The sequence below is a fragment of the Specibacter sp. AOP5-B1-6 genome (genome assembly GCF_052376555.1).
GTDB lineage: Bacteria > Actinomycetota > Actinomycetes > Actinomycetales > Micrococcaceae > Specibacter.
Genome location: NZ_JBQSVT010000013.1, coordinates 48,529 through 75,375 on the forward strand (window position 1 = coordinate 48,529; position 26,847 = coordinate 75,375).

At 64.1% G+C, this 26,847-nt stretch carries 24 protein-coding genes and 1 pseudogene; 13 read left to right on the forward strand and 12 right to left on the reverse strand.

All coding sequences use genetic code 11. The features are described 5' to 3' along the window. Positions 1-7 precede the first annotated feature (7 nt). From ACT3TS_RS08720 to secG, 3 genes are all read left to right on the forward strand, one after another. Complete coding sequence (locus ACT3TS_RS08720) at positions 8-1,246, forward strand: phosphoglycerate kinase (RefSeq protein WP_444531115.1); 1,239 nt, start codon at positions 8-10, stop codon at positions 1,244-1,246. 107 nt (positions 1,247-1,353) lie between these two features. Continuing rightward, positions 1,354-2,169, forward strand: coding sequence for a triose-phosphate isomerase (gene tpiA, locus ACT3TS_RS08725; RefSeq protein WP_444531116.1), 816 nt, complete (start codon positions 1,354-1,356; stop codon positions 2,167-2,169). A 182-nt stretch (positions 2,170-2,351) separates the two neighbouring features. After that, entirely contained in the window at positions 2,352-2,606 is a 255-nt protein-coding gene (secG, locus tag ACT3TS_RS08730) for a preprotein translocase subunit SecG (RefSeq protein ID WP_444531117.1), read from the forward strand. A gap of 246 nt (positions 2,607-2,852) precedes the next feature. Here the strand turns inward: secG and pgl are convergent, their stop codons facing one another. The 6 genes from pgl to tkt form a co-directional block, all read right to left on the reverse strand. Beyond that, positions 2,853-3,659 (reverse strand): 6-phosphogluconolactonase, encoded by an 807-nt coding sequence (gene pgl, locus ACT3TS_RS08735; RefSeq protein ID WP_444531118.1) that lies wholly within the window; start codon positions 3,657-3,659, stop codon positions 2,853-2,855. Next, complete coding sequence (locus ACT3TS_RS08740) at positions 3,656-4,597, reverse strand: glucose-6-phosphate dehydrogenase assembly protein OpcA (protein WP_444531119.1); 942 nt, start codon at positions 4,595-4,597, stop codon at positions 3,656-3,658. Before ACT3TS_RS08740 ends, pgl begins: the two co-directional genes overlap by 4 nt. Continuing rightward, positions 4,594-6,138, reverse strand: coding sequence for a glucose-6-phosphate dehydrogenase (gene zwf / locus ACT3TS_RS08745; protein ID WP_444531120.1), 1,545 nt, complete (start codon positions 6,136-6,138; stop codon positions 4,594-4,596). The genes ACT3TS_RS08740 and zwf overlap by 4 nt, the downstream gene beginning before the upstream one ends. Before the next feature lie 16 nt (positions 6,139-6,154). Further along, entirely contained in the window at positions 6,155-7,792 is a 1,638-nt protein-coding gene (locus ACT3TS_RS08750) for a glucose-6-phosphate isomerase (protein WP_444531121.1), read from the reverse strand. A 5-nt stretch (positions 7,793-7,797) separates the two neighbouring features. Then, on the reverse strand, positions 7,798-8,919 hold the full coding sequence (gene tal, locus ACT3TS_RS08755) for a transaldolase (RefSeq protein ID WP_444531122.1): 1,122 nt from the start codon (positions 8,917-8,919) through the stop codon (positions 7,798-7,800). A 199-nt stretch (positions 8,920-9,118) separates the two neighbouring features. After that, positions 9,119-11,236: a transketolase gene (gene tkt, locus ACT3TS_RS08760; RefSeq protein ID WP_444531175.1), complete on the reverse strand. Its 2,118-nt coding sequence runs from the start codon at positions 11,234-11,236 to the stop codon at positions 9,119-9,121. A gap of 424 nt (positions 11,237-11,660) precedes the next feature. Between tkt and ACT3TS_RS08765 the strand changes: the two genes are divergently transcribed. Then, the gene (locus ACT3TS_RS08765; RefSeq protein ID WP_444531176.1) at positions 11,661-12,632 is read left to right on the forward strand and encodes a heme o synthase; all 972 of its coding nucleotides are present in this window, start codon (positions 11,661-11,663) and stop codon (positions 12,630-12,632) included. 325 nt (positions 12,633-12,957) lie between these two features. On the opposite strand, the gene ACT3TS_RS08770 is transcribed toward ACT3TS_RS08765, so the two are convergent. Genes ACT3TS_RS08770 through ACT3TS_RS08780 form a run of 3 tightly spaced genes read right to left on the reverse strand, consistent with a single transcriptional unit; the run spans position 12,958 to position 15,703 of the window. After that, complete coding sequence (locus tag ACT3TS_RS08770; RefSeq protein ID WP_444531123.1) at positions 12,958-13,920, reverse strand: COX15/CtaA family protein; 963 nt, start codon at positions 13,918-13,920, stop codon at positions 12,958-12,960. Between the two features lie 14 nt (positions 13,921-13,934). Beyond that, complete coding sequence (locus tag ACT3TS_RS08775; protein ID WP_444531124.1) at positions 13,935-14,705, reverse strand: ABC transporter permease; 771 nt, start codon at positions 14,703-14,705, stop codon at positions 13,935-13,937. Then, positions 14,702-15,703: an ABC transporter ATP-binding protein gene (locus ACT3TS_RS08780; protein WP_444531125.1), complete on the reverse strand. Its 1,002-nt coding sequence runs from the start codon at positions 15,701-15,703 to the stop codon at positions 14,702-14,704. Before ACT3TS_RS08780 ends, ACT3TS_RS08775 begins: the two co-directional genes overlap by 4 nt. A 147-nt stretch (positions 15,704-15,850) precedes the next feature. On the opposite strand from ACT3TS_RS08780, the gene ACT3TS_RS08785 reads away from it, so the two are divergent. The 6 genes from ACT3TS_RS08785 to ACT3TS_RS08810 are packed head-to-tail and all read left to right on the forward strand — an operon-like array spanning position 15,851 to position 21,111. Beyond that, positions 15,851-16,762: a helix-turn-helix domain-containing protein gene (locus tag ACT3TS_RS08785; protein WP_444531126.1), complete on the forward strand. Its 912-nt coding sequence runs from the start codon at positions 15,851-15,853 to the stop codon at positions 16,760-16,762. Next, complete coding sequence (gene sufB / locus ACT3TS_RS08790) at positions 16,762-18,237, forward strand: Fe-S cluster assembly protein SufB (RefSeq protein ID WP_444531127.1); 1,476 nt, start codon at positions 16,762-16,764, stop codon at positions 18,235-18,237. The genes ACT3TS_RS08785 and sufB overlap by 1 nt, the downstream gene beginning before the upstream one ends. Further along, positions 18,238-19,554, forward strand: a complete 1,317-nt coding sequence (gene sufD, locus ACT3TS_RS08795) for a Fe-S cluster assembly protein SufD (RefSeq protein ID WP_444531128.1) — start codon at positions 18,238-18,240, stop codon at positions 19,552-19,554. Further along, entirely contained in the window at positions 19,551-19,907 is a 357-nt protein-coding gene (locus ACT3TS_RS08800; protein ID WP_444531129.1) for a non-heme iron oxygenase ferredoxin subunit, read from the forward strand. Before sufD ends, ACT3TS_RS08800 begins: the two co-directional genes overlap by 4 nt. 50 nt (positions 19,908-19,957) lie before the next feature. Next, positions 19,958-20,725: a Fe-S cluster assembly ATPase SufC gene (gene sufC, locus ACT3TS_RS08805; RefSeq protein WP_444531130.1), complete on the forward strand. Its 768-nt coding sequence runs from the start codon at positions 19,958-19,960 to the stop codon at positions 20,723-20,725. 35 nt (positions 20,726-20,760) lie between these two features. Then, on the forward strand, positions 20,761-21,111 hold the full coding sequence (locus tag ACT3TS_RS08810; RefSeq protein ID WP_444531131.1) for a metal-sulfur cluster assembly factor: 351 nt from the start codon (positions 20,761-20,763) through the stop codon (positions 21,109-21,111). A 146-nt stretch (positions 21,112-21,257) separates the two neighbouring features. Here ACT3TS_RS08810 and ypfJ read toward each other — a convergent pair whose 3' ends face one another. Then, complete coding sequence (gene ypfJ / locus ACT3TS_RS08815; protein ID WP_444531132.1) at positions 21,258-22,160, reverse strand: KPN_02809 family neutral zinc metallopeptidase; 903 nt, start codon at positions 22,158-22,160, stop codon at positions 21,258-21,260. Positions 22,161-22,249: 89 nt separating this feature from the next. Here ypfJ and ACT3TS_RS08820 point away from each other — a divergent pair, with 89 nt between their 5' ends. The 3 genes and pseudogenes from ACT3TS_RS08820 to ACT3TS_RS08830 form a co-directional block, all read left to right on the forward strand. Next, positions 22,250-23,707 carry a class I adenylate-forming enzyme family protein gene (locus ACT3TS_RS08820; protein ID WP_444531133.1) on the forward strand — a complete coding sequence of 486 codons (1,458 nt, stop codon included), beginning with the start codon at positions 22,250-22,252 and terminating at the stop codon, positions 23,705-23,707. Further along, positions 23,673-24,923 (forward strand): thiolase family protein, encoded by a 1,251-nt coding sequence (locus ACT3TS_RS08825; protein ID WP_444531134.1) that lies wholly within the window; start codon positions 23,673-23,675, stop codon positions 24,921-24,923. Before ACT3TS_RS08820 ends, ACT3TS_RS08825 begins: the two co-directional genes overlap by 35 nt. A gap of 181 nt (positions 24,924-25,104) precedes the next feature. Beyond that, a pseudogene (locus ACT3TS_RS08830) lies at positions 25,105-25,389 on the forward strand (HipA domain-containing protein); the annotation flags it as partial. 66 nt (positions 25,390-25,455) lie between these two features. On the opposite strand, the gene ACT3TS_RS08835 reads toward ACT3TS_RS08830, so the two are convergent. Then, positions 25,456-26,121: an energy-coupling factor transporter transmembrane component T family protein gene (locus ACT3TS_RS08835; protein ID WP_444531135.1), complete on the reverse strand. Its 666-nt coding sequence runs from the start codon at positions 26,119-26,121 to the stop codon at positions 25,456-25,458. Then, complete coding sequence (locus ACT3TS_RS08840; RefSeq protein WP_444531177.1) at positions 26,121-26,816, reverse strand: energy-coupling factor ABC transporter ATP-binding protein; 696 nt, start codon at positions 26,814-26,816, stop codon at positions 26,121-26,123. The genes ACT3TS_RS08835 and ACT3TS_RS08840 overlap by 1 nt, the downstream gene beginning before the upstream one ends. Positions 26,817-26,847 lie beyond the last annotated feature (31 nt).

Sequence of the window (26,847 nt, forward strand, 5' to 3'; positions counted from 1 at the left end):
CGCAGCAATGACACTTCACACCCTCAGCGAACTCATCGATGAAGGTGTCCGCGGGCGGTACGTTCTGGTCAGAAGTGACCTGAACGTGCCGCTCGACGGCTCTAACGTCAGTGATGACGGACGCATCAAGGCGTCCCTGCCGGTCATCAAGGCACTGGCCGACGCCGGTGCCCGCGTCCTCGTTGCCGCCCACCTTGGCCGTCCCAAGGGCGCGCCGGAGGCCAAGTACTCACTGGCTCCCGCTGTTGCCCGCTTGGCCGAATTGGCTCCAGGACTCAATGCGACTCTCGCCGCTGACACTACCGGTCCTGCCGCCACGGCCGCTGCCGCAGCGCTGGCCGACGGCTCCGTGCTGGTCTTGGAGAACGTCCGTTTTGACGCCCGTGAAACGTCCAAGGACGACGGCGAACGGGCGGCTTTCGCTGCCGAGCTCGCCGCACTGACTGGTCCCAACGGCGCCTACGTGGACGATGCTTTTGGTGCTGTGCACCGCAAGCACGCAAGTGTCTTCGACATTGCCAAGGCGCTGCCGTCCTACCAGGGCGACCTGGTGCGGACCGAGCTGGAGGTGCTGCGCAAGCTCACCACCGAGTCCGAACGGCCCTATGTGGTTGTTCTTGGCGGTTCCAAGGTCTCGGACAAGTTGGCAGTCATTGACAACTTGATCGGCAAGGCTGACTCCATCCTCGTCGGCGGCGGCATGCTCTTCACCTTCCTTGCCGCGCAGGGCCACAAAGTTGGTGCTTCGCTGCTTGAAGTTGACCGGATTCCTGTCGTCAAGGACTACCTGGCACGTGCCGATGCGGCGGGAACCAGCTTTGTGCTTCCCACCGATGTCGTGGTGGCGGCCGGTTTCGCCGCGGATGCAGCCAATGAGGTTGTTGCCGCGGACGCCATTGAAGCCAGCACCTTTGGTGAGAAGGGCCTCGGCTTGGACATTGGACCCGTTTCCGGTGCGGCATTTGCCGAAGCCATTGCGGGCGCAAAGACCGTCTTCTGGAACGGCCCGATGGGCGTGTTTGAGTTTGCAGCCTTTGCCGAAGGCACCCGGGCTGTTGCCCAGGCGCTGAGCACGAACACCAGCAACGGCGGCTTCACCGTTGTTGGGGGCGGCGATTCAGCCTCTGCCGTGCGTTCACTGGGATTTGCCGACGACTCCTTCGGCCACATCTCCACCGGTGGCGGCGCAAGCCTCGAGTACCTTGAAGGCAAGGAACTTCCCGGCTTGAGCGCGCTCGACCGCTAAGTGCCCCGGGTGGCGGCAGGGTCTCCCTGCCGCCACCTTTTTGCCGGAATCAGTTTCGGCCCCGAATACAACAGCTGTACCTAAGCGATGCAAGAAAAGAGAGAACGATGACAACGTCGACCAACGGCAGTTTTGACCGGACACCGCTGATTGCAGGCAACTGGAAGATGAACATGGACCACGTCCAGGGCATCACCTTGCTGCAAAAGCTTGCATGGACCCTCTCCGATGCCCGCCATGACTTCAGCCGCGTGGAAGTTGCAGTGTTCCCGCCGTTCACGGATCTGCGCGGCGTCCAGACACTCGTCCAGGGCGACAAGCTCAAGCTCGCCTACGGCGGACAGGACCTGTCGGACCAGGACTCGGGCGCCTACACGGGCGACATTTCCGGCGCCTTCCTGAACAAGCTCGGCTGCGCCTACGTCCTTGTGGGCCACAGCGAACGCCGCAGCATCCACGGCGAGGGCGACGAACTGCTCAACGCCAAGGTCAAGGCAGCGTTCCGCAACGAGGTGACACCCGTGCTGTGCGCGGGCGAAGGCCTGGAGATCCGCAAGGCCGGAACCCACGTTGAACACACGCTCGAGCAGGTTCGCGGCGGCGTCGCCGGACTCACCGCCGAGCAGGCCGCCACACTCGTCATTGCCTACGAGCCCGTTTGGGCCATCGGCACGGGCGAAGTCGCCGGACCGGAAGATGCACAGGAAATGTGTGCGGCCATCCGCGCCGAACTGACCGAACTCTTTGACGGCGAAACAGCCGCCAAGACCCGCCTGCTCTACGGCGGCTCCGTCAAGGCAGGCAACGTCGGGGCCATCATGGCAGAGCGCGACGTCGACGGCGTCCTCGTTGGCGGCGCGAGCCTCGATGCCGGCGAATTCGCCAGCATTGCCCGCTTTGAGAACCACCTCGTCACCAAGTAACCCCCACGCCCTCCCGGGGGCCTGCCGTCACTGACCGTGTCCATTCGCAATGTGCGGGTGGACACGGCTAGACTTGACTGCGGACACGTTGCCGGCACCATCAGGCGGCAGCGCATCCGGCACGCACATATTCTTTGGTGCTCAACATTGAGCCGCATCGTCACCATGCTGAAAGGCCACTCGTGGAAACACTTCAAATCGCCCTGCAGATCCTTCTGGGTGTCACCAGCTTGCTGCTGACCCTGTTGATCCTGCTGCACAAGGGCCGTGGCGGCGGTCTGTCAGACATGTTTGGCGGCGGCATGAGCTCAAACCTTGGCTCCTCCGGTGTGGCAGAGCGCAACCTCAACCGGTTCACGGTGGTCCTGGGCATCGTCTGGGGAGCCGTCATCATCGGCCTGGGCTTGATCATGTCCTACGGAAACATCGGCGGCTAATACCCGCCAGGCACTCTCGGCACCGGAAGAACAGGTGCAGCGGAGCAGAAACAACAAAAACAGTCCCGTCCGGCACACGCCGGGCGGGACTGTTTTTGTGGACAGCCAGGTAGTCGCTCCAACTGATGCTGGGCTGAATCCAGCAACTTGTGAAAAATGCCGGAGTCTGACTCAAATGCCATGGTCAGCCCTTGGCGTTTCAATCAAACTGCGGCATTAGTTCCGGACGGCAGTATCGAGCGCCTGTCAGCGTTCGCGGCGCAGCAGCTCCGCCGGCACCTTCGCGGCGGCAGCCTCATCCAGCAGCCACATCGTCTTGTTGATGCCACGGGCGCCCGACGCCGGCACCTGAACCTCACTGGCTCCGGCCAGGCCCAAGCCGACAGCAGCCGCCTTGTCGGCCCCGGCAGCCACAATCCAAATCTCCTGGGCCGAGTTGATGGTCTCCAGTGTCAATGAGACGCGCAACGGCGGCGGCTTGGGTGAGTTGCGGACCCCCACCACTGGGACCCCCTGGGTGCGGATGCCCGCCATTTCCGGGAACAGCGAGGCAATGTGCGCGTCCGGGCCCAAACCCAGCAGCAGCACGTCAAAGCGCGGCACGGCAGGTGCTTCGTCGCCGGTGGCGTCGTCGTCGTTCTCCCACTCGGCCCTTGCCGCGTCGGCGAGATCAGTGGTGTAGAGCGCCACAGATTCCTCAAGGTCGGCAACCGTGTCCGAGGCGGCCATGGCGTGGACGCGCTTCGGGTCGACCGGGATGTGGTTCAGCAGTGCCTCGGCGGCCTGGCCGGCGTTGCGGTCGGGCGAGTCCGTGGCAACGAACCTGTCGTCGCCAAACCAGAAGTTGACCTTGCTCCAGTCAACAGCCAGCCGGGCGGGGGACTGGGCCACCTCGCGCAGGGTGGCAATTCCAACGCTGCCGCCAGTCAAAACGACTGTGGCTTCGCCGCGTTCGCTTTGGACGTCCAGCAGCCGGGTGATGAGCCGGGCTGCCGTGGTGGCTGCCAGGACGTCAAAGGACGGGTGCGGTGTGATGCGGACATTTGAGCTCATGACTGAACGACCTTTTCTTCTGCCAACAGCTTTTTCAAGCCTTCGGTGACAACTTCACCAAATACTTCATCAGGGTCAAGACGGCGCAGCTCCTCCGCCAGGCAGTCCTGCAGGGAACGGCGCGGCAGCGAGATTTGCTGCTCGGGCTGGCCCGGCTGGGTGAGGATGGCCTCGGTGGAACCGGGGCGGGTGAGCTTCACATTGCCTTTTTCCCGCTCAATGAGCACCGTGCGGATGCCGGTGCCGCGGGGGTCCTCCACGACTGTGATGGGCACATTCAGTGCCCGGTGCAGCCACGACGCCAGCAGCAGGGTGCTGGGGGAGTCGCTGGCGCCTTCCACTTCCAGGCCGGTGATGGGGTTGGCGTCGTCGTAGTGTTCCAAGGCTGCCGCCAGCTGGATGCGCCAGTTGGTCAGGCGTGTCCAGGCCAGGTCTGTGTCTCCGGCCGCATAGGTGCCCGCAATGTGCTTGAGGGCATCCCGCGGGTCGGCGGCGTTGGCGGAATCCGTGATGCGGCGGTGTGCGATCCGGCCCACCGGCGACTGGCTCGGCGACTCGGGTGCCCCATTGGGCCACCAGGCCACGATTGGTGCATCCGGCAGCAGGAGCGCGGAAACCACTGATTCGTTCTCAGCAGCCAGTTCCCCGTAGCCGCGCAGCACGATGACCTCGGATGCCCCGGCGTCGCCGCCAACCCGGATCTCCCCGTCAAGGCGGGTTTCCGCCGACTCCGAGCCCGCTGCCAGGACAATAATCCTGCACGGGTGTTCCCGGCTGGCCAGGTTGGCGGCCGCAATGGCTTCCTCTTCCAGGCCGTTGCGGGTGATGACCACAAGGGTCAGGACGCGGCCAAGGGTGACCACGCCGCCCTGTTCACGCATCTTGACAATTTCTTTGGTGATCTTGGAAGTGGTTGTATTGGGCAGTTCAACAATCATGGTCGCCGCCACGTCCTTCCGTCGCGCTTTAACAGCTCATCTGCCGAGGAGGGGCCCCAGCTGCCAGGTTTGTAGCTTTCGGGCTGGATGCCCTCCGCAGCCCAGAATTCCTCGAACGGGTCAAGGATCTTCCAGGAGAGTTCGACTTCTTCATGCCGTGGAAACAGCGGCGGTTCACCCAGCAGCACATCCAGGATCAGCCGCTCATACGCTTCCGGGCTGGACTCGGTGAACGCGTGTCCGTAACCGAAGTCCATGGTGACGTCGCGGACTTCCATCTGCGTGCCCGGCACCTTGGAACCGAAGCGGATGGTGACGCCCTCATCGGGCTGAACCCGGATGACAACGGCATTCTGGCCGAAGTCGTCCTCGGCATGGTCTGTGAACAACAGGTTTGGTGCGCGCTTGAAAACCACGGCGATCTCGGTGACTCGCCGGCCAAGCCGCTTTCCCGCCCGCAAATAAAACGGGGCCCCCGCCCAGCGGCGGGTGTTGATGTCAAGGCGGACGGCTGCGAATGTTTCGGTGGTGGAGTCGGCAGGAATGCCGTCCTCATCCAGATAGCCGAGAACGTGCTCGCCGCCCTGCCAGCCGCCGGAAAATTGGCCGCGTGCCGAGTGCGTCGACAGGTCCTCGGGAAGTTTTACGGCAGCGAGCACCTTTTCCTTCTCGGCCCGCAGGTGTTCGGCGTTGAAGGAGATGGGCTCCTCCATGGCCGTGAGGGCCAGCAGCTGCAGCAGGTGGTTCTGGATGACGTCGCGGGCTGCGCCCACGCCGTCGTAGTAACCTGCGCGGCCGCCCGTGCCAATGTCCTCGGCCATGGTGATCTGCACATGGTCAACATAGTTGGCGTTCCACAGCGGTTCAAAGAGCTGGTTGGCAAAGCGCAGCGCCAAAATGTTCTGGACTGTTTCCTTGCCAAGGTAGTGGTCAATCCTGAAGACGGCATCCGGTGGGAACACCGATTCCACAATGTCGTTGAGGGCCCGGGCCGACTCGAGGTTGTGCCCAAAGGGCTTCTCGATGACAACGCGCCGCCAACTTTCGTCCGCGCCTTGGGCCAGGCCGTGCGCGGAGAGCTGGCGGCACACCAGTTCAAAGGCCTTGGGCGGGATGGAGAGGTAAAAGGCGTGGTTCCCGCGGGTCCCGCGTGTTTCGTCAAGTTCGGCGAGCGTGGACTTCAACCGTTCAAAGGCAGCGTCTTCATCAAACTCGCCCTGGACAAAACGGATGCCTTCGCGCAGCTGGTTCCAGACGGTCTCATCGAACGGGGTGCGGCAATGGGCCTGCACGGAGGCCTTGACCTCTGCTGCAAAATCCTCATCGGACCACGCCCGGCGGCCAAAGCCAACCAGGGCGAAGCTCGGTGGCAGCAGTCCGCGGTTCGCCAGGTCGTACACGGCCGGCATCAGTTTTTTGCGCGACAGGTCCCCGGTCACTCCAAAGAGCACCAGGGACGACGGGCCCGCCACCCGGGACAGCCGCCGGTCGCGGCTGTCCCGAAGCGGGTTTTCAGTGTGTGTTGTGTCAGAGGTGGGCATCTGTTGGGCGGCAGCCTTATGCGTCTAAGTGGCGGCCGGCAAGTGCGGCCACCGCAGTCTTGAGTTGGGCAACGCCGGCAGCCACGTCCGTGAAATGCAGGCGCAGAACAGGACGTCCATGGTCGGCCAACACGGCGGCGTCACCGGCAGCCTGGGCCGCAATCAGCTCGCCAAAGCTGAAGGGGCGGTCGGGGATGGCCAGGTCTTCCGCGGCCTCGGCTGTGACCTGCAGGAACACACCGACGGCGGGGCCGCCCTTGTGGAACTGCCCGGTCGAGTGCAGGAACCGGGGTCCCCAACCGAACGTGACTGGACGCGAGGTCAGCTCCGCCAGCTCGTTGCGGATCTGCTCCAATGGGGCGTGGGCCAGCCTGTCGAGGTAGGCCTGGACGCTCAAGTAGCCGTCGGCGGGCAGTGTTCCTGCCAAGGCGGTGAGCGCCTGCTCAAGCGTTGCGGCCCCGGCCAGCCATTCGGCGTCGTCGTTTGCCGAACGCACCTCAACGGCACCGTCCGTGAACAAGGCCGGCGTTGCTGCCGGCGTCGCGTCCAGCAGGCCGCGGGCGGCTGACTTCGCCGCTTCCACGTCGGGCTGGTCGAAGGGGTTGATGCGCAACAGGCGGCCCGCGACGGAGGTGGCGAATTCCCACACCATCATCTGGGCGCCAAGGTCGCCGGCGATGCTGAGTTCGTTCTCGCGAAGTTCGACGTCGGCGTCCCCGGACACGAGCCGGACCACCAGTACGTCGGAGGCACCGCCTGTGACCTCGGGGGAGTCGGGGTCTGCCACCACCGGCAGCAGTCCGGTGCCGAGCTTGCCCGTGGATTCGGCGATGAGCTGTTCTGCCCAGTCCGCGAATCCGACAATGCCGGAGCCCTCGTCAACGATGACAATCTTGTTGCGCAGCGGAGAGGTTCCGCCCAGGGCTGCGCCGAGGCGCAGGCCCACATTGTCAACGTCGTCGTCGCGCAGCATTTCGGCTGCCTCCTCGGCGGATTCCAGCAGGGCGCCGATGTCGACGCCGGCCAGGCCGGAGGGGACCAGGCCAAAGGCTGTCAGTCCGGAATAGCGGCCGCCGACGTTGGGGTCGGCGTTGAAGACCTTGCGGTAGCCGGCCTCGCGGGCAGAGCCGTCCAGCGGGGAGCCCGGGTCGGTGACGATGATGATGCGAGACTTGGCGTCAAGGCCCGCAGCCGTGAACTCCTGCTCAAAGATGCGGCGCTGGGAATCCGTTTCCAGCGTCGAACCCGACTTGGAGGAGACGACGATGGCCGTGGTGGCCAGCCTGTCGGTGACAGCGGCACGGACCTGGTCCGGGTTCGTGGAGTCAAGGACGGTCAGCTCAACTCCGGCGGTTGCCGTGATGACCTCGGGGGCCAGCGACGACCCGCCCATGCCGCACAGCACGATGTGGTTGACGCCTTCGGCGCGCAACTCATCACGCAACGCGGTGATCTGTTCAACCAGGGGCGCGGAGACCTCCGGTGCCTCGACCCAGCCAAGGCGGATGGCCGACTCGGCTTCGGCGTCCGGGCCCCACAAGGTGGCGTCCTTGGCGAAGATTCGTGAGGCCACCTGGTCTGCAACAAGCGTCATCAGGTGTTTGGCGCCGGCAGCCTGTGCGGCGCCTGTGGCCGCAAATGCCAGTGAAGTCATTGTTCTCAGCCTTCCGAGCCGGCTGCGTCAAGTGCGTCCTGGACGTGGCTGAGGAGGTCCTTCCAGCTGGCCACGAACTTGTCCAGGCCTTCGGTCTCCAACTGGTTGACGACGTCGGCGTAGGAGATGCCCAGGCCCTCAAGCGTGTTCAGCAGTGCGTTGGATTCCTCGTACGTGCCGGTGATGGTGTCGCCGGTGACGACGCCGTGGTCAAAGGCAGCGTCCAGGGTCTTCTCCGGCATGGTGTTGACCACGTTGGCGGCGACGAGCTCCGTGACGTACAGCGTGTCCGGGTAGGCCGGGTTCTTGACACCGGTGGAGGCCCACAACGGGCGCTGGGGGAGTGCACCGGCGTCGGCCAGCAGTGCCCAGCGTTCGGAGGAGAAGGTTTCCTCGAAGGCCTGGTAGGCCAGTCGGGCGTTGGCCAGGCCGGCCTTGCCCTTCAGTGCGGCTGCTTCCTCGGTGCCGATGGCGTCCAGGCGGCCGTCAATTTCCAGGTCCACGCGGGACACAAAGAAGGAAGCCACCGAGTGGATGTCTGCCAGATTGTGGCCGTTTGCCTTGGCCAGCTCGAGGCCGCTGATGAACGCGTTCATGACGGCCCGGTAGCGGTCGAGCGAGAAGATCAAGGTCACGTTGACGCTGATGCCTTCACCAAGGGTTGAGGTGATGGCTTCGAGGCCCTCCAGCGTTGCCGGGATCTTGATGTAGACGTTCTTCTTGTTGACCTTGGCGTACAGGCGCTTTGCTTCTGCGAAGGTGCCGTCGGTGTCCCAGGCCTTGCGCGGGTCAACTTCGATGGACACGCGCCCGTCGACGCCCTTGGTGGCGTCGGCAATGGGGGCGAACAGGTCGCAACCGTCGGCCACATCGGCCGTGGTGAGTTCAAAGACTGCTTCTTCCGCGCTGATGCCTGCGGCGGAGAACTTCTTCAGCTCGGGCTTGTAGTCATCGCTCTTGGTGATGGCTGCCTCGAAGATGCTGGGGTTGGTGGTCACGCCAACAACGTTCTTCTCTGCGATCAGTGCCGACAGGCTGCCGCTGCTGATCCGGGTGCGGGAAAGGTCGTCGAGCCAGATGGAGACACCTGCGGCGGAGAGTGCGGCGGTGGGAGTTGAATTAGTCATTTTGCTACTTCCTTGGGATTCAGGCCCTGCATCTGTCGGTGCCGGGAAACCAGGCACTGCTTGTTTCAGCAGTCCAGGTTGGGTGTTCTATTCCCGCCGCCGCCAGTGGCCGGTGGCAGCCGCTGGCGGCGGCGGGACGAAGTTTATGGAGAGTGCTGCCGGGCAGCCGCAGATGCGGCTGCCCGGCAGTCAAAAACTGCTACGCGTTCGCTGCGGCCAGGGAATCCTTGGCAGCGGCGGTCACGGCTTCGGAGGTGATGCCGAATTCGTTGAACAAGACCTTGTAGTCGGCAGAGGCGCCAAAGTGCTCGAGCGAGATGGAACGGCCGGCGTCGCCGACAAACTCACGCCAGCCCAGGGCCAGGCCCGCTTCCACGGAGACTCGGGCCTTGATGGCGGCGGGCAGGACCTGCTCGCGGTACTCGGCGGGCTGGGCGTTGAACCACTCGACACAGGGCATGGAGACGACGCGGGCTGCGACGCCTTCGGCTGCCAGTGCCTCGCGGGCCTCGACCGCCAGCTGGACCTCGGAGCCCGTGGCGATCAGGATCACGGCGGGGGTGACGACGGCGCCGTCGGACACGGCCTCGGCCAGGACGTAGCCGCCCTTGGCAACCAGCTCGGCCGAGGCAAACTCGCTGGCGGTGGCTGCGCCGGTGCCGCGGGCGTACGTCGGAATGTTCTGGCGGGTCAGCACAATGCCGGCCGGGTTTTCCTTGGTCTCCAGGATCTTCTTCCAGGCCGCGGCAACCTCGTTGGGATCGCCGGGTCGGACAACGTCCAGTCCCGGAATGGCCCGCAGGGTGGAAAGCTGTTCAACCGGCTGGTGCGTCGGGCCGTCCTCGCCAAGGCCGATGGAGTCGTGCGTCCACACATAGATGGACGGCACGCCCATGAGCGCCGAGAGGCGGATGGCGGGGCGCTGGTAGTCGCTGAAGATCAGGAACGTTCCCGAGAAGGCGCGTGTGGGCCCGCCCAGGTGGATGCCGTTGACGATGGCAGCGGCGGCGTGTTCGCGGATGCCGAAGTGCAGCACCCGGCCGTAGGGTCCGCCCGACCAGGTGTCCGTCTGCTTCGATGCCGGCACGAATGAGCCGGAGCCCTCGATGGTGGTGTTGTTTGAACCGGCGAGGTCGCAGGAACCGCCCCACAGTTCGGGGAGCACCCCACCAATGGCGTTCAGGACCTTGCCGGAAGCTGCACGGGTGGAAACGTCCTTGCCGCCTTCAAAGACGGGCAGGTTTTCTTCCCAGCCGGCCGGAAGTTCCTTCTTCTCGATGCGCTCAAGGAGTGCGGCGTTCTCCGGATTGGCGGCCTTCCAGGCATCGAAGCCTGCAGTCCACTCTTCACGGGCGGCAGCGCCGCGGGCCCCAACCTGGCGGGCGTGGTCCAGGACGTCCGGCTCCACGTCGAAGTGCTTCTCCGGGTCAAAGCCAAGGAATTCCTTCAGCGCGGCAACTTCGGGGGCACCCAGTGCCGAGCCGTGGATGGCGCCGGTGTTCTGCTTCTTCGGTGCCGGGAAACCAATGATGGTCCGCAGGGAGATGATGGACGGTTTGCCCGTCTCAGCCTTGGCCGCGGCCAGGGCTGCGTGCAGTTCGGCAACGTCTTCAACGTATTCACCGGTCTTGGTCCAGTCGACGCGCTGGACGTGCCAGCCATAGGCCTCGTAGCGCTTGAGGACATCCTCGGAGTAGGCGATGTTGGTGTCGTCTTCAATGGAGATGTGGTTGGAGTCGTAGATGACAACCATGTTGCCCAGCTCCTGGTGCCCGGCCAGGCTCGAAGCCTCGCTGGTCACGCCTTCCTGCATGTCGCCGTCGGAGGCAATGACCCAGACGGTGTGGTCGAACGGGCTGGTGCCCGGGGCGGCGTCGGGGTCCATCAGCCCGCGCATGCGGCGCTGTGAGTAGGCGAACCCCACGGCGGAGGCCAGGCCCTGTCCCAGCGGGCCGGTGGTGATTTCAACGCCTGCGGTGTGCTTGTACTCGGGGTGGCCGGGGGTCAGCGAACCCCAGGTGCGCAGTGCTTCAAGGTCCGACAGTTCCAGGCCGAAGCCGGACAGGAACAGCTGCACATAGAGTGTCAGCGAGGTGTGGCCGGGGGAGAGGATGAAGCGGTCGCGGCCCATCCAGTCCGGGTTCTTGGGATCGATGCGCATGACCTTCTGGAACAGCAGGTACGCGGCCGGGGCCAGTGACATGGCTGTTCCGGGGTGGCCGTTGCCCACCTTTTCAACGGCGTCTGCGGCCAAAATGCGGGCGGTGTCCACTGCTCGCTGATCGTTGGCGGTCCAGGTGAACGTTGGCAATTCCAGATGTGACACTGACGGGTCCCTCTCGTTATGGGCATAAATACTGCAAGTGCAGGGTAAACATGCGCGAAACTCAACAATCCAGCGGCGACTGCTGGATCCCGGGCCCTGCCCCAGGGTGCTGCTCCAGCTGAGTCAAGCTCTGAATCAAGCTTAGTCCTGCGGGTTCGGGGAACTGCTTGAACCCACCAGGCCAGGTGCTTCTAAAGTTACACGAGTTGGCGCCACAAGCGTGATTGGTTTTCATTTGTTGAGAACACAAACACCGCGCCTTGACTTAAGCGGATTTAGTGCTGTGCGGGCAGAAACGGGTATGATGGCAGCAGGTCTGCCCGGTGCGTTGGCAATGCCGCAACAGCAATCCTGCACCGGACCGGGCCGACAGCGCAGCATGAATAACCTGCGCCGAATCAACAATGAAAACATGGTGACATTACACGTGAGTGCAACTCATACCCCGGCTGTTGAAACTTCGCCAAAAGTTTCCATTGGCTTTTCGGAAAAAGCCAAGGGTTATTTGGCCCTGACAAAACCGCGGGTCGTGGAACTGCTGCTGGTCACCACCTTGCCCACCATGTTTTACGCGCATGGTTTCGCCGGGAATTCAGGTGTTCCCAGCCTCTGGCTCATGGTCGCCACGATGGTGGGCGGCGCGTTGGCCGCCGGTGCGTCCGGCGCCTTCAACTGCTACATTGACCGCGACATCGACAAGGTCATGAACCGCACCTCCAAGCGGCCCCTTGTCACCGGTGTCATCACGCCGCGCGAGGCGCTCGTCTTCTCCTGGATCCTCACTGTCCTGGCCGTGGCCCTGCTGTGGAGCATCAATCCATTGACGGGCATGCTCGGCATTGGCGCGATTTTCCTGTACGTGGTGGTCTACTCGCTCATTCTCAAGCGCCGGACCTCGCAAAACATCGTCTGGGGCGGTGCCGCCGGCTGCATGCCGGTGTTGATCGCCTGGGCCGCCGTCACCAACACCGTGCAGTGGCCTGCCGTGATCTTGTTCATGATCATTTTCCTGTGGACGCCGCCGCACTACTGGCCGCTGTCAATGCGTTACAGCGACGACTACAACGCCGTCAACGTGCCCATGCTGGGTGCGGTTGCGGGTTCACGCACCGTTGCCGTGCAGGTGGTCCTGTACACATGGGCCATGGTTGTGTGTTCACTGCTGATGGTTCCGCTGGGCGGCGCAGGCATTGTGTACACCGTGGTCACCGCCGCCGCAGGTGCCTGGTTCCTGTACGAGGCCCACACCTTGTACAACAACTCCAAAAAGGACCTCGTCACCAAGAAGAACGCCATGAAGGTTTTTCACGCCTCCATCACCTACCTGACGTTGGTCTTCCTGTCCCTGGCCGTGGATCCGTTCGTTGGTTCGGCCCTGATGGGCTGACCATTTCTTGATGCACGACGGCGGTCGGCCGCCTCTCCCCGGAGAGGTCGCCGGCCGCTTTTCTTGTGCCCGCTGCGTGTCGCGGGTCCGCCGGAATGGTGCCATGAAGTGCGCGCGGCAACAACTGCTGCAGAATGGACGGCCGCGCTGACGCAGCACACCGCGGGACGGTGTCCGGGCCCGGTCCCTGCCACCACCTGGCGGTCTCAACCCTTAACCCACAACCACCAACCCGCAACCCGCAACCGGCAACCCGTCACCGACAGCAAAGCCCGGTGCATCGACCTTTTCAGGCGGACACACCGGGCATGACTGCTGGTGGGGGCTACTTGGCCCGAACGGACTCCGAGCCCCGGCGCAGTGCCACATCAACGATGTTGGTGCCCACGGACAGCATCAGCGAGGCGCCGGCCATGTGGGCGATGACCAGCAGAATCGGAATCCCGGTGAAATACTGCCAGTAGCCGATGAAGCCTTGGGCAAGCACCGAAACAAAGAGCAGGATCGCGGCGTGGCGCATTATGTCGCCCTTGCCGTTGCGCCACACAAGGATGACAAGCAGCAGGGACGCAACAACCAGTACATAGACGGGCACCACGTGGATGCGCGTCACCAGATAGCCGTCGAGGCCCATGCGCGGCGACGTGGAATCACCCGAGTGCGGTCCGGACCCGGTCACCAGCGTGCCGAGCACAACCGCCAGGTAGCTCGCGGCTGCGGCGACAACACTGAGCTGCCGGACCGGGCGGGCGGGGCGCGCAAGGTTGGTGGGCGCCGTCGTGCCCGTCCTGCCGTAAACCCGGTTGACGAGCAGCATGGACACAACGACCAGCGCGGCCGAAACCAGGAAGTGCAGGCTCACCACGAACGGGTTGAGGCCCGTCAGCACCGTGATGCCGCCAATGACCGCCTGCGCGGGAATGACGGCAAGCAGGCCAAAGGCGAGCCAGAACAGGTCCTTGCGTTCCTTGCGCAGGTTCCACAGCAGCACCAGCAGGGCAAGTCCGACGGCGGCCAGGGCGAACGTGAGCGTGCGGTTGGCGAATTCGATGAAGCCGTGGATGCCCATCTCGGCGGTGTTGGTGAGTGATTCCGCAGTGCACTTGGGCCAGGTGGGGCAGCCAAGGCCTGAGCCCGTGACACGCACGACGCCGCCGGATACGATGAGCACGCCCTGGCCGATGAGGGAGCCCACCGCAAGGCGCTTGATCGCGGGGGTGATGCCGGTGGGCAGTTTCCCGGCAAAGTTTCGCAACGTGGTTTGCAGTCGCGTGCTGTTTTGACTCACTTCGGTGACGCCTTTCAATTCCATTTGAACCACTTGACGGCTGCAACGGCCGCAACCACTGCCCACGCCAGTAAAATAATGAGCCCCCACAGGTCCAGGCGGCTTTCGATCAGGGCGGCGCGCATGAGGTTCCCCAGCGCGCCGGAGGGGAGCCACTCCACGATCCCGTCCAGGGTGTGGGAGAACTTCCCGGCGGGCAGCACAATCCCGCCGACGGCGGCAAACAAGATCCAGCCAAGGTTGGTGATGGCCAGGGTTGCCTCCGGACGCACCGTCCCTGCAATGAGCAGCCCAAGCGCGGTGAACGCCGCAGCGCCCAAGACCAGCAGGGGGATGCCCAGCAGCACACCGGCCAGCGGCGGCCGCCAGCCCATGAAAGCAGCCACGGTGGAGATCAGCACGACCTGCAGGGCCAACGCCACCAACACGGCAATGACCTTGCCGGCAATCAAGCCGCCTTTGCCCAGCGGCGTGGTGGAGAGAAACCGCAGCACGCCGTAGCGGCGGTCGAAGCCGGTGGCAATGCCCTGACCGGTAAAGGCCGTTGACAACGCACACAAGGCCAGGATGCCCGGCGTCGCGATTGCGACCCTGGGATGGCCCATGCCGTCAAGCAGGGGTGTGACCACCAGGGCCAGCAGCCCCAGCAGGGGCATGACAACCATGAGCACCAGCTGCTCGCCGTTGCGCAGCATCGTGCCGGCCTCATACTTGCCTTGGTTGATGATTCTGCGTGCCAGCGTCGCGGCCCGGCCCGCCGGGGCGTCGTGAAAGAGCGTGCTCATGAAATCCCCAAGGCTTCCGGTTTTGTTGTGGCTTCGGTGTTCGCGGCTTGTTCGCCGCGGGATATCGCCAGGAAAACATCCTCAAGCGATTGGGAGGCCAAGTGGACGGAGGTAGGCATGATTGCGTGCTCTGCGCACCAGCCGCCGAAGCGGCCCAGGTCCGCCGGTTCAAGCTTGCCGGACAGCGCGTAGCTGCCGGGACGGGTCTCGGTGCAGGAAAGGCCTGTGCGGGCCAGGGGCGACAGGTCCAGCCTGGGCGCGGCCTCAAACGTCATGACGCGCCGGTTGAGCGCCGCCGTTGACTGCTCCAGTAATTCCGGAACGGTGCCCTGGGCGACCGACTCGCCCTTGTCCACGATGTAGACGTAGTCCGCCAGCCGCTGGGCGTCATCAAGGAGATGGGTGGTCAAAACGATGGCCTTGCCGCTGTCCCGGAGTTCCCGGATCAGTTCAAACACCATGAGCCTCGACTGGGGGTCGAGGCCGGCGCTGGGTTCGTCGAGAAACAGCACCTCCGGATTGCCCAGGAGGCTTGCGGCCAACGCCACACGCTGCTTCTGGCCGCCCGAAAGACGACGGATGTTTGTGTCGGAGAACTCACCGATGCCGAGCCGCTCGACCAGCGCGTCAACGCCGAGCGGGTTGGCGTAGAGGCTCGCAACATGGCGCAAAAGTGCGACGGGGCGGGCGGCAGGCGGCAGCCCGCCGTCCTGCAGCATGACGCCAACCCGGGAACGCAGCCCGGCGTCAGCGTTCTGCGGGTCGTGGCCCAGCAGCGAAATGCTGCCCCCGGTCCTGGTTTGCAGGCCCTGCGCGCACTCGATGGTGGTCGTTTTGCCTGCTCCGTTGGCACCGAGCAGCGCGGTGACTGCACCAAAATGTGCCTTCAGGCTAATGTTGGAAACGATGCGTTTCATCCGGCCATCCAGTGCCGGCAGGGGCCCCACGTCCTTGATGAGCCCGGAGATTTCCAGGGCAGGGGAAAGTGTCTTTGTCACGCGGCCATTGTACGCGACGGACTTGAGTGCTTGGCCGCACCGGTGCCGGGGCGTGGGTAGGCTCACCTTAGTGGCACGGGTTAGTCAATTACGGCATACTTGTGTTGTCTATTGTTGTAGGTTTTTTTCAAGTGCGTGGAGGTGTTAATGAGTCAGCATGTTGAGCCGGCGGCCAACCCCGCCGTTGAACCTGACGAACGTACCCGTGACCGCGTCTTGACCGCCGTCCTGGAACATGGACCTGTCAGTGCAGCGCAGCTGGGCACCCTGCTGGGGCTGACGCCCGCAGCCGTCCGCAGGCACTTGGACACCTTGACCCGCGAAGGCCTCATCGAGGTCAAGCTCATCAGCAACGCCAAAAGCGGTGCCGGACGCCCTGCCCGCAGGTACGTGGTTTCCCGGCGCGGACAAACCGAAATCGGTGACGACTACCTGGAAATCGCGAAATTGGCGCTGGGGGAACTTGCCGGCACCCATGGCGCTGTCGGCGTTGTCGAATTCGCCAAGCGCCGGTTTGCCAAAATGGAGGCCAAGTACCAGCCGGTGGTTGACGCCGCCGGGACTGATGTTGCCGCCAGGTCCAAGGCACTCGCCGCCGCCTTGAACAAGGATCGTTTTGTGGCCAGCTCGAATTCACTGAACCCGGGCACCGCCATGGCAGCCGAACAATTGTGCCAGGGCCACTGCCCCATCCAGGAACTGGCCAGTTCCTTTCCGGAATTTTGCGACGCCGAAACCCAGGTGTTTGCCCGGCTCATCGGCGTCGACGTGCGCAGGCTGTCGACCATGGCCAGTGGCGGACATGTGTGCACCACGCACGTGCCCACCGGACGCGCCGTCGTGCGAAAACTCGGCACCGTGCCCACCGGCACAACACCACCGGGCACGGCACCAACCGACACAACACTTACCGGCACGGCACCACTTACCGGCACGGCACCAACAAGGGTTTCGCCAACGAAGATAGTGCGAGCCCCCGGTGCGCCGGCATCAATCGTTCCGACGGGCACCCAACGCCCGGCGAACCACATTTCCAACCATCAGCAAGAAAGGCCGTGATGACGGATCAAATAGCGCAGGATGTAGGCGCAGAGACTGCTGTCGAAGACACCACGCTCCACCACATCCTCGAAGCAAACCCCGAGCTTGAAGGCTTGGGAAACTACGCCTTCGGCTGGTCGGACAAAAACGAGTCCAGCGACAACGCCCGCCGCGGCGTGAACGAAGAGGTTGTCCGCGACATCTCGGCCAAGAAGGGCGAGCCCCAGTGGATGCTGGACATGCGCCTGAAGGGCCTGAAGTACTTCGACCGCAAGCCCATGCCCACCTGGGGTGCGGACCTGTCGGGCATTGACTTCGACAACATCAAGTACTTCGTGCGGTCCACGGAGAAGCAGGCAACCACGTGGGAAGAGCTGCCGGAAGACATCCGCAACACCTACGAGAAGCTTGGCATCCCGGAAGCCGAGCGCAACCGCCTCGTCGGCGGCGTCACGGCCCAGTACGAATCCGAAGTGGTCTACCACCAGATCCGCGAGGACCTGGAAGCCCAGGGCGTCATCTTCACCGACACCGACACCGGCCTGCGCGAATACCCTGAGCTCTTCCAGGAATACTTCGCCACCATGATCCCGATCGGCGACAACAAGTTCGCCTCTTTGAACACGGCTGTCTGGTCCGGCGGTTCCTTCGTGTACGTCCCCCCGGGCGTCCACGTGGAGATTCCGCTGCAGGCCTACTTCCGCATCAACACCGAGAACATGGGCCAGTTTGAGCGCACGCTGATCATCGCCGATGAAGGCAGCTACGTGCACTACATCGAGGGTTGCACGGCACCGATCTACACCTCGGACTCGCTGCACTCCGCCGTCGTCGAAATTGTCGTGAAGAAGAACGCCCGCGTTCGCTACACCACCATCCAGAACTGGTCCAACAACGTGTACAACCTGGTGACAAAGCGCGCCATTGCCCACGAAGGCGCCACCATGGAGTGGGTCGACGGCAACATCGGCTCCAAGGTCACCATGAAGTACCCGGCCGTGTACCTTGTCGGCGAGCACGCCAAGGGTGAGACCCTGTCGGTGGCATTTGCCGGCGCAGGCCAGCACCAGGACACCGGCTCCAAGATGGTGCACATTGCGCCAAACACGCAGTCCTCCATCATCTCCAAGTCGGTTGCCCGCGGTGGCGGACGCTCGGCGTACCGCGGCCTCGTGCAGATCCGTGAGGGTGCAAACCATTCGGCCAACACCGTCCGTTGCGACGCGCTGCTGGTTGACACCATTTCGCGGTCCGACACCTACCCCTATGTTGACGTTCGTGAAGACGACGTTTCCATGGGCCACGAGGCCACGGTCTCCAAGGTCAGTGAAGAGCAGTTGTTCTACCTGCAGTCCCGCGGCATGCCCGAGGACGAGGCCATGGCCATGATTGTGCGCGGCTTCATCGAGCCGATCGCCAAGGAACTGCCCATGGAATACGCACTTGAACTGAACCGCCTGATTGAACTGCAGATGGAAGGGGCCGTCGGCTAAATGACCGAGCTCACGCAAGAACAAGAAACAGATTCAAAGGTCTGGTCGCAGGACTTCATCAAGGGCATGACCGAGGAAGGCGAAAGCCTCTCCGAGATCAACCCCGAGTCGGGTCCCCTGGGCGGCAGCGCCGCCAAGGCCCACAGCCACGGCGGCGACAGCCATGGTGGCGGCGCCGGCGTCCCGGACAGCTCACGCGCCGGCCGTCTGACCTCCTACAAGCTTGCCGACTTCCCGGCCATCACCGGCCGCGAAGAGGACTGGCGCTTCACACCGCTCAAGCGCCTGCGCGGCCTCGACAGGGTGGGCATCAAGGGCCAGGAGCTCAATGGTGCAGCACCCGTCGTCGAGGTTTCCAAGCCCGACGGCGTGACGGTTGAAACAGTGGGCCGCGACGACGCACGCATTGGCACGGCAGGCATCCCGGAGGACCGTGTGGCTGCCGCCGCATGGGAAAACTTCAAGGAGGCAACGATCGTCACCCTGCCTGCCGAGTTCGCCGGCACGGCCGAGAACGTCACCACCTTGACGCTGACAGGCCAGGGCGACACCCCGGCCGCAGCCCACATTGTGGTGCAGGCCAAAAAGTTTGCAACCGGTGTTGTCGTTCTTGACCACCGCGGCACCGCCGTGTTGAGCGAGAACGTTGAAGTTGTGGTCGAGGACGGCGCCAACCTCACCGTCGTCAGCATCCAGGACTGGAACGACGACGCAGTGCACGCCAGCGCCCAGCACATCACGGTGGGCCGCGACGCGAAGGTCAAGCACGTGGTCATCAACCTCGGCGGCGACCTGCTGCGCACCACACCGTCTGCCCGCTACACCAGCACCGGCGGAGACGTTGAAATGAACGGCTTGTTCTTTGCAGATGCCGGCCAGCACCTGGAACAGCGCTTGTTCGTTGACCACTCCACCAAGCACTGCAAGTCACGCGTCACCTACAAGGGTGCGCTGCAGGGCGAGGGTGCACACGCGGTCTGGATTGGCGATGTGCTGATCCGTGCCGAGGCCGAAGGCACCGACACGTACGAGCTGAACCGCAACTTGATCCTGACCCAGGGCGCCCGCGCCGATTCAGTGCCCAACCTGGAAATTGAGACAGGCCTGATCGAAGGCGCCGGACACGCAAGTGCCACCGGCCGCTTTGACGATGAGCAGCTGTTCTACCTTCAGGCCCGCGGCATTGAGGAAAGCGTTGCCCGCCGCCTGGTGGTCCGCGGCTTCTTGAACGAAGTCATCCAGAGCATCAAGGTTCCCGCCCTCGAAGAGCGTTTGCGCGACTCCGTGGAACGCGAATTGGCAGCGACACCGCAATGAGCGAATCCTCCACGCCCGCCGGCGTCATTGTCTGCCAAGACAGCGACGTCCAGGTGAAGTCAGCCTTGCTGGTCGAGGTTGACGATTACCCCATCGCCGTCGTGCGGGACTCCTACGGGGAACTGCACGCAATCGGGGACACCTGCTCACACGCAGAGATCTCCTTGAGCGAAGGCGACGTGGAGGACGGCACACTCGAATGCTGGGCCCATGGCAGCTCCTTTGACCTGAAAACAGGCCAACCGCTGACATTGCCGGCGTTCGAGCCCGTGCCCGTCTTTGCCCTGAGCGTTCAAGGCAGCGACGTCTATGTGGACGTCACCAACATTCTCAACGGTGTCAGCACGCAGTAACAGCGTCCCCTGCAAGCACCGCAAACACACTTTTTAGGAGAAAATAGAGTATGTCTACTCTGGAAATCAAGGACCTGCACGTCAGCATTGTGACCGAGCAGGGCGCCAAGCCGATTCTCAAGGGCGTCAGCCTGACAGTCAACACCGGCGAAACCCACGCCATCATGGGCCCCAACGGCTCAGGCAAGTCAACCCTGGCAGCCACCATTGCCGGCCACCCTCGCTACACGGTCGACAGCGGCTCCATCACCCTCGACGGCGAAGACGTCCTGGCCATGACCGTTGACCAGCGTGCCCGCGCAGGACTGTTCCTGGCCATGCAGTACCCGGTGGAAATCCCCGGCGTCACCATGACCAACTTCCTGCGCACAGCCAAGACGGCCGTTGACGGCGAAGCCCCGAAGCTGCGCACCTGGACCAAGGACGTCAAGGCTGCCATGGCGCAGCTGCGCATCGAGCCCGAGTTCGCAGAGCGCAACGTCAACGAAGGCTTCTCCGGCGGCGAAAAGAAGCGCCACGAGATCCTCCAGCTCGAACTGCTCAAGCCCAAGTTCGCCGTCCTGGACGAGACCGACTCGGGCCTTGACGTTGACGCGTTGAAGGTTGTTGCCGAAGGCGTGAACCGCGCCATCGAAGCCGGCGGCCTCGGCACTGTGCTCATCACCCACTACACACGCATCCTGCGCTACATCAAGCCGCAGTTTGTCCACGTGTTTGTCGACGGCGCCATCGCCGAACAGGGCGGCCCGGAACTGGCTGACCGCTTGGAAGACGAAGGCTACGACCGTTACCTGGTTGCAGAGTCGGCAACGGCCTAACAGCTGCACAACTCAACCACCGCTAAGAAGGAATCATGACTGACATCAGCGAAACAAGCGCAGCCATTGTTGCTGGCGCAACTGACCTCGAAGACGTTGAGGAAGCCCTCAAGGACGTCATTGACCCCGAGCTTGGCGTCAACATCGTCGATCTGGGTCTGCTGTACGGCCTGCGCTACGGCGACGACGGCGCCTTGCTGTTGGACATGACGCTGACCACCGCGGCCTGCCCCCTGCAAGACGTCATCGAGGAACAAGTGGAGAACTCCCTTGGCCCGATTGTTGACGAATGGCGCATCAACTGGGTGTGGATGCCGCCGTGGGGTCCGGAAAAAATCACGGACGACGGACGCGACCAGATGCGGGCCCTCGGCTTCAACATCTAGTCCGCAGCATCTGGCTTTAAACAACTGGCCCGCCGTTGTGGTTGCAAAACACGTGATTTCACGGTGTTTCGCGACCATAACTGCGGGCTGGATGTGGTTAACGGTGGTTAATGGGCGACGGCGGGATGCCGGCTGGCGCTGCTTGGCTACACCTGGGGCACGGCGAACGTGTCGCAGGCGGCAAGATCAGCGTTTTCGTAGCCCGTGTAGAGCCATTTTTGCCGCTGCTCGCTTGAGCCGTGGCTCCACGACTCCGGGTTGGTCCGGCCGGTGGCAGCCTGCTGGATCCTGTCATCACCCACGGATGATGCCGCTGACAAGGCATCATTGAGATCGCTTTGCACCAGCGGCTTCAGGAACGGCTCGCTGCCTTCCGCAGCAGACTTGGTTGAGGCATAACGCATCCAAATGCCCGCATAGCAGTCGGCCTGCAGCTCCGTGCGGACGGCGGCCGACTGGGCGCCTTGGGGATCCTGCTGGGCCTTGCCGATGGTGCCGGTGAGGTTTTGGATGTGGTGGCCAAATTCGTGGGCCACCACATACTCCTGCGCCAGCGGCCCGCCCGAGGAACCGTACTGGGTCTCAAGCTGGCTAAAGAAGTCAGGGTCAAAATATGCCTTGTTGTCGCCCGGGCAGTAGAACGGCCCGACGGCTGAGGTGGCCGCGCCGCACGCTGTGTCGACGCCGCCAGAGAAGATCACCGTCTTGGGGACGGAATACTTCACACCGTATTGGTCCAGGTAGCCGGGCCAGAAACTGTTCAGGGAGTTGGCCGTGCCGAGAATCCGGCAGTCGAGGTTGTCGTTCGCGTCCTGCCCTGTCTGGCAGCGTTCCAGGGCGGACCCCGACTGTTCAATCGCCGGCTGGTCCCCGCCCTCACCCAATATTGCCGTCAGCATGTCCGGGTTGATGCCCAGCAGTGCGCCAATAAGCACCACGATGCCTCCGCCCAGCCCCAAACCAACTTTGCCGCCACGGCCCATTCCGCCACGGCCCCTCCGGTCTTCGGCCTGCGACGGATCCAGTCGGGCCCCTTCATTAAAAGTCATGACATTAGAGTAGCGGCAACGCCGGCTCTGGTGGCTGAACTGCCTGCGGCCATACGGGTGAGCCGTCAATTTCATCTACGATGAAGCCAATGCCATTCATCGACAAACTCAAGTATTGGGCCACCGCAGCTGGTGGCCGTCCTGCCATCGTGGTGGGCGATCAGCGGCTCAGCTATGCCCAGCTGCTCGTTGCCGCTGAAAGCGCGGGCACGGCGGGTCCCGGTGTGTCCGTGATTGATGTTCCGGACAGCACGGCGCTGGCCGTCGAATTTTGTGCTGCCCTGCTGCATCGGAGGACAGCCATGGTCGTGGATGCTGGGTGGCCGCATACCGTGCGCCAAGAGCTCGCGGACGCAGCGGCACAGTGGCAAGCGGCACAGCGGCCGGGGAAGCGTGCACTGCATGCCAAGGCAGGGGCGGCACCGTTTCTCTTGGGCCTCTCGTCGGGGACCAGCGGGCTGCCCAAGGCGTTCGTTCGCGAGACCGCTTCTTGGCGTGACTCGTTCCTGCGGAGCACCGAATACTTTAACCTCTCCCAGGAGGCCGTCACGCTGGCACCGGGGCCCATGGCGGCAAGCATGAACTTGTACGCCATGGGCGAGTCCTGGTTTGCCGGCGGCACCCACGTGAGCCTGCCCCGGTTCAGCGCCGATGCCACACTGCGGGCCCTAGGTGCGAACCCGGTCAACAGGCTGGTGCTGGTGCCCACCATTTTGGAGCTCATTGCCTCCCGGGGGTTGCAGACGGGACAGTCCGGCGAGCAGATCCGCTCGATTGTTTGTGCCGGTTCAACGTTGTCTGCCGGCACCTTGGCATTGGCCCGCGCGTGGGCACCCCATGCACGGATTCAGCAGTACTACGGGGCAGCCGAGTTGGGCTTCGTAGCTGCCTCCACCCTGGAGCCGGCCGCCGCTGCGGACAACACACCGGGCCAGGGGGTGGGGGGCGCCTTCCCTGGCGTACACATCGCCATCCGGCAGCCGGATGGCGATCCCGTGGCGCCGGGGCAGCAAGGGGATGTGCACGTTCAAAGCCCCTATGTCTGCAGCGGCTATGCCTGGGGCGACGACGGCCTGGCCTTCTCCTCCCTGCCCGTCACAGCCTTGCCCGGTACAGCCCAGCCGAACACCGTCCCGGCCGCTGCAGCCCCGTGGCACACGGTCCATGACCGGGGCTGGCTGGACGACCAAGACAACTTGCATCTGGCCGGCCGGGCCAGTGACATGATCATCACCTCCGGCAGCAACGTTTATCCCCACCATGTTGAGCAGTTGCTCTCGGAAGCGCCCGGCTGCGGGGACGCCACCATTGTCGTTGCCGGCATCGCCGATGCAGTGCGGGGACAGCGGGTAGTCGCCGGGATCCACGCGCCGGACGACCGGCTGCCCGAGATACGCCGCGCTGCCACCCGGCTGCCGCCGGCGCAACGGCCCAGCCACTACTTTGAGCTGGCGTCCCTGCCACTCACCGGCAGCGGCAAGATCAGCCGCAGCATGCTGGCCCAATGGATCAATGCAGGAGACCCCCGTGCCCGGCGCATCCACTAACCCACCATCCCGGAACCCAACTTCCGGGAACCCTGACACCACACCCGTCGTCGTCCTCGCCAGGCGCCTGCCCACGGCAAAAGCCAACGGCCCCTATCGGAACCACCGCGCCCACGAACTCGTCGCGGCGGTCATCGCCAACGTCGTAGCAGAGGCCGGCATCCAGCCAGCGGAGATCTCCGATGTTGTGCTCGGCAACGCAACAGGCGGGGGCGGCAATGTGGCACGGCTGGCGGCACTTACGGCGGGGCTTCCCGCCTCCGTGCCAGGCCTGACCGTTGACCGACAGTGCGGCTCGGGTCTGGAGGCCGTGGTGCTTGCCTGCCGCCTCATCCAGGCGGGAGCCGGTGAACTCTACCTGGCCGGGGGAGTGGAGAGCATCAGCACCGCCCCGGCGCGGGCCCACCGGGGACGGGATGGCACGTTGGAGTTTTTCGAACGGGCCCAGTTTGCCCCCGCGGCATTCGGTGACCCCGACGCCGGGCAGGCGGCGGAAAACGTGGCCGCGCACTACGGCATCTCCCGGCAGAGGCAGGACGCCTACGCGCTGCAGAGCCATGCGAGGGCTGTCGGCGCTGCAGCCCGGGACCGATTCACCGGGGAGCTCCTTCCTTTCGCCGGTTTGGCTGCCGACCAGGGCCCGCGCGGAAACCTCACCCCTGCGCTCATGGCCCGTTTTCCGGCCGCGTTCTTCCCCGGCGGATCCGTCACGGCGGGAAACTCCTGCCCGTACAGCGACGGCGCCGCCATCGTGGTGGTGACCACCCTGGTCCGGGCCAGGACCATGGCCGCCGCGGGGCACCTGTCGCAGGGCCTGGCCTTCCAGGACAGTGCCGTGGCAGGCAACGACCCCAAGCTTTTGGGTGTTGGCGCAGCCCACTCCACCCGGGCGCTGATGCAGCGGACCGGACTTTCCACAGATCGCCTGCGCGGCGGACTGATTGAATTCAACGAAGCATTTGCCGCCCAGGTGCTGGCCACCGCAGATCTCCTGGACCTTGATCCGGGTCTTTTCAACCGCGACGGCGGGGCGCTGGCCTTGGGCCACCCGTACGGTGCGTCCGGGGCCGTGTTGGTGACGAGGCTGCTTGCCCAGGCCCAGGCCGCCGGAAGTACTCCGTCCGGCAGAACAGGATCAGGCACCGATGCCCTCGCGATGATCAGCATGGCGGGCGGGATGGGCATTACGGCTCACTTTCAAACAGTCGAACTGTAGCTGACGACGCGTCGACTCCTGCGTATCGTCCGGGGAAGAGTTCGGCAATCTCAACGGTGGTGGGTGTTCCCGCCTGAGGGACAGAAACCAGGTGTGCCCCCTGCACGGGGACGTCCAGTCTGGAAAACACTCGAATCCGCCCATTACGAGTACGGGGCCGGGCGGTCGTCATTGTCGTTGCATGGTCAGCGGCCCCTTTGGCAGAACCGACGCGCTCGTCATCCAACGGTTCGACCGCGATCTCGCAGTTCCCGGTGGGAGGGTTCACCAAGAAGACTTCAACCAGGTCCTCGGAGCCGCCGGGCGCCAGAAGTACCAGATGTATGGTGACATCGTGAATCTAAAGCGCATCGCTGATGTGCTGAGAACTCACGGTGAGGCAGATGATATGCGGCAGCTTGCCGTCATCACAACCCTCGGCGTCGCCATTTCAAACCTCGACATGCACGCGAAGAACTTGGGTCTTCTGCATCATGCCGATGGGCCCGCATCCGCCGGAGACGCTGGTTGTCCGCCAAGGGCACACGAGGCGCTACCGCCCATCCTGATAGTCGGTGCCGGGTTCGGCATCGCCCAGGCCCCGGGCGGCCAGCGCTTCCCCGGTGGCTCGTGCATAGGCAACCGTCGTGATCACGACCGGCAGGGAACGGGCCAGCAGGTTACGCTCAAGGCCGCGGGCACGCGCAGCATCACGGACATCTGAAAAGGCCCCTATGACGAACGGAATGCTGCGCAGCATCAACGCCACCGTCAGGGAGAAGCGTTCCGGATCGGCACCAAACCGCTGCAGGGGACGGACCAGCGCCGCCAAGCCGTCCAAGAGCTCATCGACGGGAGTTGTGGCCGTGAGAATATTGGACGCCAACACGGTGGCCAGAATCGCTGCGATGACCTGCCAGGCCACGAAGGGGCCAAACTGCCACCACTGGTAGGCCGCAATGAGCACGAGGAACACCAGCATCAGGCGCACAGCCCGCCACAGACGCCGCCAGGACAAACCAGCCGCAAAGTGGACCCCGCACACCCCCGCGAGCGTGGCCGTCGTGGCCACCACTCCTACGCGGATCGAGACAAGCGGTGAGGCCAGGCACACCACGGCGGCACCCAACAGCAGCAGCGCCTTGAGCGCCAGCGGCAGCCGGTGGACGAACGAGTTGCCCGGCACATACCCCGCCACCAGGAAAGCATGGCCGCGCACTAGGCCGACAACTCCCGGTACCGTGCGATCGCACGGTGGGGATCGCCGTCGTACCTCAACTCGCCTTGGTCAAAGACCAAAATCCTGTCAAAGGTGGCCGCAAGGCCGAGGTCATGGGTCGACATGATGATTTGTTGGGGGAGCGTGTCCAGGCGTTGCATCAGCAGCCGGGTGTTGCGCAGGTCAAGGAGGGTGGACGGTTCGTCGAGCACCAGGATGGCGGGCGCCACCGCCAGCACAGTGGCCAAGGCTGTCAGCTGGCGTTCCCCGCCCGAGAGTTCATAAATGCTGCTTTGTGCCAGATGTGCCAAACCGTAATCGGCCAGGATCGACAGGGCCGCGGCCTTGCGCGCCTTCTTGTCCAACTTCCGACGGCGCAGCGACAGCTCGACGTCCTCCAGCGGGGTGGGCATGACCAACTGTGACAAGGGGTCGGTAAACACAAAGCCCACGGAGCGGCGCACGGCCGAAGACTCGTTGTTGGTGCTGCGCCCGTTCACGCGGACTGTGCCCGCGGACGGCAGGACCAGGCCGTTGAGCAGCCGCAGGAAGGTGGATTTGCCCGAGCCGTTGGCGCCGATGACGGCGATCCGTTGCTCGGTCAGGGCCAGCGACAACGGGGCCAGGATGCGCTTGGCCTCCTGCGTGCGGGGATCGGCCGCGGCTATCGTGACGCCGGCCTGGTCCAGGACAATCCGGTTGCCGGCAGGGACTTGGTTGGCAGGG